General features: G+C 67.9%; 11 protein-coding genes. 10 read left to right on the top strand and 1 reads right to left on the bottom strand.

Translation table 11 applies throughout. The features are described from left to right. Positions 1 to 138 precede the first annotated feature (138 nt). Positions 139 to 1344, bottom strand: a complete 1206-nt coding sequence (locus tag WA944_RS17350; protein WP_526375392.1) for a serine hydrolase domain-containing protein — start codon at positions 1342 to 1344, stop codon at positions 139 to 141. A gap of 141 nt (positions 1345 to 1485) precedes the next feature. Here WA944_RS17350 and pyrR point away from each other — a divergent pair, with 141 nt between their 5' ends. The 10 genes from pyrR to rpoZ all read left to right on the top strand — a co-directional run bounded on the left by pyrR (position 1486) and on the right by rpoZ (position 11889). Beyond that, positions 1486 to 2070 carry a bifunctional pyr operon transcriptional regulator/uracil phosphoribosyltransferase PyrR gene (gene pyrR, locus WA944_RS17355; protein ID WP_526647183.1) on the top strand — a complete coding sequence of 195 codons (585 nt, stop codon included), beginning with the start codon at positions 1486 to 1488 and terminating at the stop codon, positions 2068 to 2070. After that, positions 2067 to 3014 carry an aspartate carbamoyltransferase catalytic subunit gene (locus WA944_RS17360; protein ID WP_526375396.1) on the top strand — a complete coding sequence of 316 codons (948 nt, stop codon included), beginning with the start codon at positions 2067 to 2069 and terminating at the stop codon, positions 3012 to 3014. The genes pyrR and WA944_RS17360 overlap by 4 nt, the downstream gene beginning before the upstream one ends. Beyond that, a complete protein-coding gene (locus WA944_RS17365; protein WP_526375398.1) occupies positions 3011 to 4303 on the top strand; it encodes a dihydroorotase in 1293 nt (430 codons plus the stop codon). The genes WA944_RS17360 and WA944_RS17365 overlap by 4 nt, the downstream gene beginning before the upstream one ends. Continuing rightward, positions 4300 to 4803: a PH-like domain-containing protein gene (locus tag WA944_RS17370; RefSeq protein WP_526375400.1), complete on the top strand. Its 504-nt coding sequence runs from the start codon at positions 4300 to 4302 to the stop codon at positions 4801 to 4803. The genes WA944_RS17365 and WA944_RS17370 overlap by 4 nt, the downstream gene beginning before the upstream one ends. Beyond that, positions 4800 to 5924, top strand: coding sequence for a glutamine-hydrolyzing carbamoyl-phosphate synthase small subunit (carA, locus tag WA944_RS17375; protein WP_526372457.1), 1125 nt, complete (start codon positions 4800 to 4802; stop codon positions 5922 to 5924). The genes WA944_RS17370 and carA overlap by 4 nt, the downstream gene beginning before the upstream one ends. A gap of 92 nt (positions 5925 to 6016) precedes the next feature. Next, complete coding sequence (carB, locus tag WA944_RS17380; RefSeq protein ID WP_526372456.1) at positions 6017 to 9355, top strand: carbamoyl-phosphate synthase large subunit; 3339 nt, start codon at positions 6017 to 6019, stop codon at positions 9353 to 9355. A gap of 2 nt (positions 9356 to 9357) precedes the next feature. Further along, positions 9358 to 10182: an orotidine-5'-phosphate decarboxylase gene (gene pyrF, locus WA944_RS17385; protein ID WP_526610359.1), complete on the top strand. Its 825-nt coding sequence runs from the start codon at positions 9358 to 9360 to the stop codon at positions 10180 to 10182. 363 nt (positions 10183 to 10545) lie between these two features. After that, positions 10546 to 10866 (top strand): integration host factor, actinobacterial type, encoded by a 321-nt coding sequence (gene mihF, locus WA944_RS17390; RefSeq protein ID WP_048631544.1) that lies wholly within the window; start codon positions 10546 to 10548, stop codon positions 10864 to 10866. Between the two features lie 68 nt (positions 10867 to 10934). Continuing rightward, on the top strand, positions 10935 to 11513 hold the full coding sequence (gene gmk, locus WA944_RS17395; protein WP_526371721.1) for a guanylate kinase: 579 nt from the start codon (positions 10935 to 10937) through the stop codon (positions 11511 to 11513). A 58-nt stretch (positions 11514 to 11571) separates the two neighbouring features. Next, positions 11572 to 11889 carry a DNA-directed RNA polymerase subunit omega gene (gene rpoZ, locus WA944_RS17400; protein WP_526371719.1) on the top strand — a complete coding sequence of 106 codons (318 nt, stop codon included), beginning with the start codon at positions 11572 to 11574 and terminating at the stop codon, positions 11887 to 11889. Positions 11890 to 11968: the final 79 nt, after the last annotated feature.

An 11968-nucleotide genomic window follows, 5' to 3' on the forward strand; every position in this document is an offset into this window, starting at 1 on the left:
GCCGCGGCGGCCACACTTTTCAACTTCTCCAGCGACTCGACCTGCGCCCGCAGCTCAGCCTCACCGGCCCCCGGATCTATATCGAACGCCCGTTCGAACATGGACCCAGATTAAACCACCCCACCGACAGGACCAGCGCTACAAGTCGAGCGCCTCATAGGTCCGTCGGACGAACTTCGGTTGCGCGCTCTGCAGTTTCGCCAGCGAGGTGTTGCCGGCGATCGCAGCGGCGGCATCAACGGTCAGGTTCGGCAGATTCTGGATGAGATACACCAGGATCACATCCGCTGACGGATCGGCCTGCCACCACGTTCCATAGGCACCCGGCCAGGAGAAACTCCCCAATCCGCCCGGCCCGAACAACTGACGGGACTTCGCCGGATCGGTCACCACCGACAGGTTGAGGCCGAAGCCGCGGCCGATCCAGAATGGCGCGCCCAGGAAACCCTGGCGCTTCTGCTCATCGGTGAGCCGGTCGGTCCGCATCAACCGCACCGATTCCCCCGACAGCACCCGGACGCCGTCGAATGTGCCACCGGCGAGCAGCATCCGGGCGAAGCGCAGGTAGTCGTCTGCGGTGGACCAGAGTCCTGCGCCACCGGTGCAGAACGGCGGATCGGCGATAGGTGCAGGCCCCATCACGTCGTGACGCAAGGTGTTGTCGCTGTCGAGGCTGTACATCGTGGCGGCCCGGCGGCGTCCGGCAGACCCGACACTGAAACCGGTGTCCGACATACCCAGCGGCCCCAGGATCCGTTCGTCGAGCACCTCGCTGAGGGGTTTCCCCTCGATCCGCGACAACGCGATACCGAGGACGTCGGTGGCGTGGCTGTAGGTCAGCCGCTCGCCCGGCTGATGGGCCAGGGGCAGCACGGCGAGCTCCGCCAGCCAGCGATCCTGATCCTGGCGGGTCGGCAGCTTGCGGTAAGCGTCCGCGAGCGGTCCGAGCACCGAGAACATGTACGCCAACCCGCTGCGATGCGTCATCAGGTCGTCGACGGTGATGTGACGCCGGGCCGGCACTGTGCGGTCCAGCGGACCGCGAGGTTCCGCCAGCACCCTCATGTTCTCGAGCTCCGGCAGCCACGTCGCCACCCGATCGGTCAGCGCCAGCTTGCCCTGCTCGATCAGCGACATCGCCGCGGCCACCGTCACGGGCTTCGTCATCGAGGCGATCCGGAAGATGGTGTCGCGCTGCATCGGCAGTCGGGCGTCGACGTCCCGGTAGCCCAGTTCGTTGACCTGCAACACCTCGCCGGCGCGCCAGACCAGCGTGACAGCACCCGCCAGCAGACCCGCGTCGATCGCTTCGACGATGGAGGCGTTGTTGCGGTCGAGGTTCATCGCGTCAGATTAAGTCAGCGGCAAAGCCTCCGAGGAGGTGGCCTTGTCGCCCACCCTCTCCGCGGGTGCTAGGCTGCCCGCAGTTTTTCGACATCCTTTAACGATCCGTCCCGTGAGGCGGAGAAGGAGGTCCGGCTCCCTGTGGGCTCGCCAGATCAGACCGGCTCTTCCGACCGGGAGCTGATGTCCGCAGCGGACGTCAGCCGAACCATCGCCCGCATCGCCCACCAGATCATCGAGAAGACCGCACTCGACGGATCCGACGGCCCCCGCGTCATCCTGCTCGGAATTCCGACGCGCGGGGTGACGCTGGCCACCCGGCTAGCGCGCAACATCGCCGAGTTCAGCGGAGTCGACGTCGCCCACGGAGCCCTGGACACCACGCTCTACCGCGACGACCTGATGAGCAAGCCTCCCCGGGCGTTGGCGACCACGTCGATTCCCGAAGGCGGCATCGACGGCGCGCTGGTGGTGCTCGTCGACGACGTGCTCTACACAGGCCGGTCGGTGCGCTCGGCGCTGGACGCGCTGCGTGACCTGGGCCGCCCCCGGGCGGTGCAGTTGGCGGTGCTGGTGGACCGCGGCCACCGCGAGCTGCCAATCCGGGCCGACTACGTCGGGAAGAATGTGCCCACCTCGCGCGCCGAGAACGTCAAGGTCCGCCTCACCGAAGACGACGGCCACGACGGCGTCCGGATCGCACCCCACGGAGGTCCCGCGCGGTGAAACACCTTCTGGCAGCGGCCGACCTGAGCCGCGACGATGCCACCGCGATCCTCGACAACGCCGACCGGTTCCGCGAGGCATTGCTCGGACGCGAGGTCAAGAAGCTGCCCACGCTGCGGGGACGCACCATCATCACGATGTTCTACGAGAACTCCACCCGGACTCGGGTGTCGTTCGAGGTGGCCGGAAAATGGATGAGCGCCGATGTCATCAACGTCAGCTCGTCGGGATCGTCTGCGGCCAAGGGGGAGTCACTCCGTGACACCGCGCTGACGCTGCGGGCCGCCGGCGCCGACGCGCTGATCATCCGGCACCCCGCGTCCGGCGCCGCACAGCAGCTCGCCGCATGGACACTCGACGAGGACGGCGGGCCGGCTGTCATCAACGCCGGTGACGGTACCCACGAACACCCCACCCAGGCGTTGCTCGACGCGTTGACGATCCGGCAACGGCTGGGCTCCATCGACGGCAAACGCGTGGTGATCGTCGGCGACGTGCTGCACAGCCGGGTGGCCCGATCCAACGTCGCACTACTGCACACCCTCGGCGCGGAGGTGGTGCTCGTCGCGCCGCCCACGTTGTTGCCCGTGGGTGTCGAGGGCTGGCCGGTGACGGTGTCGCACGAACTCGACGCCGAACTCCCGCTCGCCGATGCGATGCTGATGCTCCGGGTGCAGGCCGAGCGGATGAACGGCGGGTTCTTCCCATCCTCACGTGAGTACTCGGTGCGCTACGGCCTGTCCGAGAAGCGCCAGGCCCAGCTGGCCGAACACGCCGTGGTACTGCATCCGGGCCCGATGCTGCGCGGTATGGAGATCGCGCACTCGGTGGCCGACTCGTCGCAATCGGCGGTGCTGCAACAGGTCTCCAACGGCGTACACATCCGGATGGCGGTGTTGTTCCACCTGCTCGTCGGTGCGGAAGAGGAAGCGATCAGCGCATGACAGTCCTGCTCAGAGGCGTGCGCCCGTACGGCGAGGGTGACGGTGTCGACGTGCTCGTCGACAACGGCCAGATCGAGGCCATCGGCGCCGGTGTGACCGCCCCCGACGGTGCCGAGATCATCGACGCCGACGGCCAGATCCTGCTGCCGGGCTTCGTGGACCTGCACACCCATCTGCGCGAACCCGGTCGCGAATACGCCGAGGACATCGAAACCGGCTCTGCTGCGGCCGCTCTGGGCGGATACACCGCCGTGTTCGCGATGGCCAACACCGATCCGGTCGCCGATTCCGCGGTGGTGACCGACCACGTGTGGCACCGCGGTCAGCAGGTGGGCCTGGTCGACGTGCACCCGGTCGGTGCGGTGACCGTCGGCCTCGAGGGCAAACAGCTGACCGAGATGGGCCTGATGTCCGCCGGTGTCGCGCGGGTCAGGATGTTCTCCGACGACGGCCTGTGTGTGGACGATCCGCTGGTGATGCGCCGCGCGCTGGAGTATGCGACGGGCCTCGGAGTGCTGATCGCCCAGCATGCCGAGGAGCCACGCCTGACCCGCGGCGCGGTCGCCCACGAGGGCCCGAACGCCGCCCGCCTCGGTCTCGCGGGATGGCCACGCGCGGCGGAGGAGTCGATCGTCGTCCGCGACGCGCTGCTGGCCCGGGACGCGGGGGCCCGGGTACACATCTGCCACGCGTCGACGGCGGGCACCGTCGAACTCGTGAGGTGGGCCAAGGAGCAGGGGATCTCGATCACCGCCGAGGTCACACCACACCATCTGCTCCTCGACGACACCCGGCTGTACACCTACGACGGCAGCAACCGGGTGAACCCGCCGCTGCGCGAGGCCAGCGACGCCGTCGCACTGCGTCGAGCCCTTGCCGACGGCGTGATCGATTGTGTGGCAACCGATCACGCACCGCACGCCGCTCACGAGAAATGCTGTGAGTTCGCCAATGCCCGCCCAGGCATGCTGGGTCTGCAGACAGCGCTGTCGGTGGTGGTCGAGACGATGGTGGCGCCGGGGTTGCTGACCTGGCGCGACGTCGCCCGCGTGATGAGTGAGGGACCGGCACGCATCGTCGGGCTGCCCGATCAGGGAAGACCGTTGGAAGTGGGGGAGCCGGCGAACCTCACCGTGGTCGATCCCGGTGCGACGTGGACGGTGCGGGGTCCGGAGCTGGCCAGCCGCTCGGACAACACACCGTACGAGGACATGGAGTTGCCGGGGGTGGTGACGGTGACGATGCTGCGCGGCAAGCTCACCGCGCGCGACGGAAAGAGCCCGCTGTGAACACCCCGACATTGGTCGCCTCGCTGGTGATGGCCGGGGTGGTGGCAATTCTGATCGCGGTGTTGATCCAGGCGATGATCCGCGGGTGGCGGCGCCGGGTCGAGCGTCAGGCCCAGATCGTGGGCACGCTGCCGGCACTGCCCGACACCGTCGGTCCGGTGGTCGTCGCGGCCACCAAGGGCCTCTATGTCGGCAGCACGCTGGCCCCGCACTGGAACGACCGGGTGGCCGCCGGGGACCTCGGGTTCCGGGCGAAGTCTGTCCTGAGTCGCTACCCGGAAGGAATCATGTTGCAGCGCACCGGCGCCGGTCCCATCTGGATCCCCGACGACGCGATCGTCGACATCCGCACCCAGAAGTATCTGGCGGGCAAGGCGCTCACCCACGACGGGATCCTGGCGATCCGCTGGCGGTTGCCGTCAGGTGTCGAGATCGACACCGGCTTCCGCGCCGACGACCGTCGCGACTACACGAAATGGCTTCCGGAGGAGGTCGCATGACCGCACACAAAGCATTCCTCGTGCTCGAGGACGGCCGGATCTTCACCGGCACCGAGTTCGGGGCGACCGGCCAGACGCTGGGGGAGGCTGTGTTCTCCACGGGAATGTCGGGCTATCAGGAGACCCTGACCGACCCCAGCTACCACCGCCAGATCGTGGTGGCGACCGCGCCGCAGATCGGCAACACCGGCTGGAACCTCGAGGACGGCGAAAGCCGCGGCGACAAGATCTGGGTGGCCGGCTACGCGGTGCGGGATCCCTCACCGCGGGCCTCGAACTGGCGGGCGACCGGAACGCTCGAGGACGAACTGGTGCGGCAGGGCATCGTCGGTATCGCGGGAATCGACACCCGCGCGGTGGTTCGCCACCTGCGCAGTCGCGGGTCGATGAAGGCTGGATTGTTCAGCGGGGACGCGCTCGCCGACGCCGAGGAGTTGTTGGCGCGGGTACGCAATCAGGCCGCCATGCTCGGCGCTGATCTGGCCGGCGAGGTGAGCACCGACGGCAGCTACGTCGTCGAACCCGATGGGCCACACCGGTTCACCGTCGCCGCTCTGGATCTCGGCATCAAGACGAACACCCCCCGCAACTTCACCAAGCGGGGGGTCCGCAGTCACGTGCTGCCCTCGTCGGTGAGCTTCAGCGAGATCGCCGGGCTGCGCCCCGACGGCGTGTTCCTGTCCAACGGCCCGGGCGACCCCGCCACCGCAGACCATGTGGTCGCGGTGACCCAGGAGGTTCTCGGCGCCGGGATCCCGCTGTTCGGCATCTGCTTCGGCAACCAGATCCTGGGCCGCGCGCTGGGCCGTTCCACCTACAAGATGACGTTCGGTCACCGGGGGATCAACATCCCGGTGATCGACCACGCCACCGGGCGGGTGGCGATCACCGCCCAGAACCACGGCTTCGCCCTCGAGGGGGAGGCCGGTGAGGAGTTCGACACGCAGTTCGGACGCGCGATGGTCAGCCACACCTGCGCCAACGACGGTGTGGTGGAAGGAATCAAATTGGTCAGCGGGCGGGCGTTCTCGGTGCAGTACCACCCCGAGGCAGCCGCGGGTCCACGCGACGCCGAGTACCTGTTCGATCAGTTCGTCGACCTGATGGCGGGAGAGAAATGACGCCCGAGCCGCGCCGGAACTGTATTCCAGCAGGCGTCTTCTCGCACGTTCGCTGCTGGAATGCAGTTCCGGCGATCAGTAGGAGTAACTAGATGCCGCGTCGCACAGATCTCAACCACGTCCTGGTGATCGGCTCCGGGCCGATCATCATCGGACAGGCCTGCGAGTTCGACTACTCGGGCACCCAGGCCTGCCGGGTGTTGCGGGCCGAGGGCTTGCAGGTCAGCCTCGTCAACTCCAACCCCGCGACGATCATGACGGACCCGGAGTTCGCCGACCACACCTACGTCGAGCCCATCACCGCCGACTTCGTCGAGCGGGTGATCGCCCAGCAGGCGGAGCGCGGCAACAAGATCGACGCGCTGCTGGCCACCCTGGGCGGGCAGACCGCGCTCAACACCGCTGTCAAACTCTACGAGAACGGCACCCTCGACAAGTACGACGTCGAGCTGATCGGCGCCGACTTCGAGGCCATCCAGCGCGGTGAGGACCGGCAGAAGTTCAAGGACATCGTCAGCAAGGTCGGGGGCGAATCCGCCCGCAGCCGAGTTTGTTTCACGATGGACGAGGTGCATGAGACCGTCAAGGACCTCGGGCTGCCGGTGGTGGTGCGGCCGAGCTTCACGATGGGCGGCCTCGGATCGGGCATGGCCTACTCGGCAGAAGACGTCGACCGGATGGCGGGCGAAGGTCTGACCGCATCGCCGTCGGCGAACGTGTTGATCGAGGAGTCCATCTACGGGTGGAAAGAATACGAACTCGAGCTGATGCGCGACGGCCGCGACAACGTGGTCGTGGTGTGTTCGATCGAGAACGTCGACCCGATGGGCGTGCACACCGGCGACTCGGTGACCGTCGCCCCGGCGATGACGCTGACCGACCGTGAGTACCAGACGATGCGCACGCTGGGCATCGACATCCTGCGTGAGGTCGGTGTGGACACCGGCGGCTGCAACATCCAGTTCGCGGTCAACCCCGTCGACGGCCGGCTCATCGTCATCGAGATGAACCCCCGGGTATCGCGCTCGAGTGCGCTGGCGTCCAAGGCCACCGGGTTCCCGATCGCCAAGATCGCTGCCAAGCTGGCGATCGGCTACACGCTCGACGAGATCGTCAACGACACCACCAAGGAGACCCCCGCCTGCTTCGAGCCGACGCTGGACTACGTCGTGGTCAAGGCGCCGCGGTTCGCCTTCGAGAAGTTCCCCGGTGCCGACGCCACGCTGACCACCACCATGAAATCGGTCGGCGAGGCGATGTCGCTGGGCCGCAACTTCATCGAGGCGCTCGGCAAGGTGATGCGCTCGCTGGAGACGAAGCGGACCGGCTTCTGGACAGGTCCCGACCCCGAGGGGGGCGTCGTCGACGTCCTGGACCGGCTGCGCACCCCCACCGACGGTCGGCTCTATGACATCGAATACGCGCTGCGGCTCGGCGCCACCGTCGAGCAGGTGGCGCAGGCCTCCGGTGTGGACCCATGGTTCGTCGAGCAGATCGCCGGCCTGATCGCGTTGCGCGCCGAGGTGATCGACGCGCCGGTTCTGGAGGCGGAGCTGCTGCGCCGCTGCAAGTACCACGGTCTGTCTGATCGCCAGATCGCCGCACTGAGACCGGAGTTGGCGGGGGAGATGGGGGTGCGGTCGCTACGCGGCCGACTGGGCATCCACCCGGTGTTCAAGACCGTCGACACCTGCGCCGCCGAGTTCGAAGCCAAGACCCCGTACCACTACAGCAGCTACGAACTGGATCCCGCCGCCGAAACCGAGGTCGCCCCGCAGGCCGAGCGGCCGAAGGTCCTCATCCTCGGATCCGGCCCCAACCGCATCGGGCAGGGCATCGAGTTCGACTACAGCTGTGTGCATGCGGCGACGACGCTGAGCCAGGTCGGTTTCGAGACGGTGATGATCAACTGCAATCCCGAGACCGTGTCCACCGACTACGACACCGCAGACCGGCTCTACTTCGAACCGTTGACCTTCGAAGACGTCCTGGAGATCTATTACGCCGAGCAGGCGTCGGGTCGCGGCGGTCCGGGGGTGGTCGGTGTCATCGTGCAGCTCGGCGGTCAGACCCCACTGGGGCTGGCCGCACGCCTCGAGAAGGCCGGGGTGCCGATCGTCGGCACCAAACCCGAAGCCATCGATCTGGCCGAAGACCGTGGTCGGTTCGGCGAGGTGCTCACCAACGCCGGTCTGCCGGCACCGAAGTTCGGCATGGCGACGAGCTTCGACCAGGCCCGCAAGATCGCCACCGACATCGGCTACCCGGTGCTGGTCCGGCCGTCCTACGTTCTCGGCGGTCGCGGCATGGAGATCGTCTACGACGAAGAGACCCTCGAGGGCTACATCACCCGGGCCACCGAACTGTCTCCCGAACATCCTGTGCTGGTCGACCGCTTCCTGGAGGACGCGATCGAGATCGACGTGGACGCACTGTGCGACGGCAGCGAGGTCTACATCGGCGGCGTCATGGAGCACATCGAGGAAGCCGGCATCCACTCCGGCGACTCCGCGTGTGCGCTTCCGCCGGTGACGCTGGGCCGCAGCGACATCGACGCGGTGCGACGCGCCACCGAGGCCATCGCGTTCGGTGTCGGGGTGGTGGGCCTGCTCAACGTGCAGTACGCGCTCAAGGACGACGTGCTCTACGTGCTGGAGGCCAACCCGCGGGCGAGTCGTACCGTGCCGTTCGTCTCGAAAGCCACCGCCATCCCGCTCGCCAAGGCCTGTGCCCGAGTGATGCTCGGCGCCACCATCGCCCAGCTGCGTGAGGAAGGGGTGCTCGCCCGCACCGGCGACGGTGGCAACACTCCGCGCAACGCCCCGGTCGCGGTGAAAGAGGCCGTCCTGCCGTTCCATCGGTTCCGCAAGGCCGACGGCAGCCAGATCGACTCACTGCTGGGTCCGGAGATGAAGTCCACCGGCGAGGTGATGGGCATCGACCGCGACTTCGGCAGCGCCTTCGCCAAGAGCCAGACCGCGGCGTACGGTTCACTGCCGGTCAGCGGCACGGTATTCGTCTCGGTGGCCAACCGCGACAAGCGTTCCCTGGTGTTCCCGGTCAAGCGCCTCGCCGATCTCGGCTTCCGGGTCCTGGCCACTGAAGGCACCGCGGAAATGTTGCGGCGCAACGGTATTCCTTGTGGTGAAGTGCGCAAGCACTTCGAAGAGCCGAGCCCGGACCGGCCTGCTCTTTCGGCAGTTGATGCGATCCGCGCCGGTGAGATCGACATGGTGATCAACACCCCGTACGGCAACTCCGGGCCCCGCATCGACGGTTACGAGATTCGCTCGGCCGCGGTATCGATGAACATCCCCTGCGTGACGACTGTGCAGGGGGCGTCGGCGGCGGTCCAGGGCATCGAGGCCGGCATCCGTGGCGACATCGGTGTGATGTCGCTGCAGGAACTGCACAGCACGTTGGGGTCGTGACGATGGGCGGGTTCGGTGACCGCCTGTCGGCTGCGATGTCGCAACGGGGTCCATTGTGCCTGGGGATCGACCCCCACCCGCAGTTGCTGAGTGCCTGGGGGCTCGGAGCGGACGCCGAGGGCCTGGCGCGGTTCAGCGACATCTGTGTCGCCGCGTTCGAGGGCTTCGCCGTCGTCAAGCCGCAGGTGGCCTTCTTCGAGGCCTACGGGTCGGCGGGCTACACCGTTCTGGAGCACACCATCGCCGCACTGCGGCAGCGTGGTGTGCTGGTGCTCGCCGACGCCAAGCGCGGAGACATCGGCACCACCATGGCCGCCTACGCGCAGGCCTGGGCAGGCGACTCGCCGCTGGCGGTCGACGCGGTGACTGCCTCGCCCTATCTGGGCTTCGGGTCGCTGCAGCCGCTGCTGGACACGGCGCTCGAGCGCGACCGTGGGGTGTTCGTGCTGGCCGCGACGTCCAACCCGGAGGGCGCGTCGGTGCAGCGGGCATGGGAGCCCGGGGCCGCGGGGCGCACGGTGGCCCAGTCCATCGTCGACGCCGCGGCGGCGGTCAACGGCGCGGGGCGGTTCGGATCGGTCGGTGTGGTCGTCGGAGCGACGTTGACCGATCCGCCCGAAGTCGGGGGGCTCCACGGCCCTGTACTGGTGCCGGGGGTGGGCGCCCAGGGCGGCCGGCCCGACGCGCTCGCGGGGTTCGCGGGGGCGCTGCCGGGACAGTTGCTGCCCGCGGTGTCCCGGGAGGTGCTTCGGGCCGGACCGGACGTCGCCACGCTGCGCACGGCGGCGCAGCGGATGCGCGACGCCGTCGCCTACCTCAGCCCTTGACCGGCGCATTCACCGCGACACGCCCGAGACGCGGTGACCAGCGAAAATTTCTCTGTGCGGCGGCGCCCGCGGGGTGCTGCGCCGGCCCGTTACGGTCCTGGCGAACCGCGATCGGGGGCCACGCCCGGCCAATACCCTTGATATGCAGGGATTTCACCCGAATTCGCGGCTGTCGGGAGGCTTCAGCGATGCTTCGGCCCGAAGTGGACGACTGCGCGTCAGCGCCCTACACGCTGGGCTTTTGGGCTGGCTACCGGGGGGTGGGGTTAGCTTTCGTCAGCCCGCGTGGGTACGGTCGTGCACGCTGGCTGGTTCTCGGACCAGCCGAGACAAAACAGATGATGGTGAGAGACGGAGGAACCCGTGGCCCTTCCCCAGTTGACCGACGAACAGCGCGCGGCAGCGTTGGAGAAGGCTGCTGCCGCTCGTCGAGCGCGTGCCGAACTCAAGGACCGGCTCAAGCGTGGCGGCACCAACCTCAAGCAGGTGCTCAAGGACGCCGAGACCGATGAGGTTTTGGGCAAGATGAAGGTCTCCGCGCTGCTGGAGGCCCTGCCCAAGGTCGGCAAGGTCAAGGCCCAGGAGATCATGACCGAGCTCGAGATCGCCCCGACCCGCCGGTTGCGCGGCCTGGGTGATCGTCAGCGCAAGGCCCTGCTGGAAAAGTTCGACTTCACGTCCTAGGCGATCAGTGAACGCCGGCCGAGGGGCCGGACCGTGCCGATGAGTGCCCGCGCGACGAACCTCGCGCGATGACACGCGTCGTCGTGCTGTCCGGTCCCTCCGCCGTCGGGAAGTCCACAGTGGTGCGCTGTCTGCGCGAGCGGCTTCCCGACCTGTATTTCAGCGTCTCGGTCACCACCAGGGCGCCACGCCCCGGCGAAGTCGACGGGGTGGACTACTCCTTTGTCACCGACGAGCAGTTCCAGCACCTCGTCGACGAGGATGCCCTGCTGGAATGGGCCGAGATCCACGGCGGGCTGCACCGCTCCGGAACGCCGGCGGCGCCTGTCAGGGCGGCCGCCGCGGCCGGCCGGCCGGTCCTGATCGAGGTCGATCTGGCCGGGGCCAGGGCCGTCAAACGGGCCATGCCGGAGGCCACCACGGTGTTCCTGGCCCCGCCCAGCTGGGAGGCACTGGAGAGTCGGCTGTCCAAGCGCGGGACCGAATCACCGGAAGTGCGGGCCCGCAGATTGCAGACCGCCAGGACGGAGCTGGCCGCCCAGGGGGACTTCGACGAGGTCGTTGTCAACAGTCAATTGGAATCTGCCTGCGCGGAATTGGTATCCTTGCTGGTGGCCCACACGCCGGTGCCGCGCGATCAAGCCTGATCGCCGCCCAGCACACGTCAGATCTGCATCAACTCAGAACCGCCAGGAGACCTTCTTCGTGAGCATCCCGCACGCCGACACGCGGCTGGCAGCCGTGGACATCGATCCGTCTGCCGCCAGCGCCTACGACACGCCGCTGGGCATTACCAACCCGCCCATCGACGAGTTGCTGGACCGCGCGTCGAGCAAGTACGCGCTGGTGATCTACGCCGCCAAACGCGCACGTCAGATCAACGATTACTACAACCAGCTCGGTGACGGGATCCTCGAGTACGTCGGCCCGCTGGTCGAGCCCGGTCTGCAGGAGAAGCCGCTGTCGATCGCGATGCGCGAGATCCACGGCGACCTGCTGGAGCACACCGAGGGCGCCGAGTAGGCGGGACACCGCCGGTGCAGCGCAAGCGGATCATCGTCGGCGTCGCCGGCGGGATCGCCGCTTACAAGGCGGCCACGGT

The sequence above is a fragment of the Mycobacterium sp. genome (genome assembly GCF_049683355.1).
GTDB lineage: Bacteria > Actinomycetota > Actinomycetes > Mycobacteriales > Mycobacteriaceae > Mycobacterium.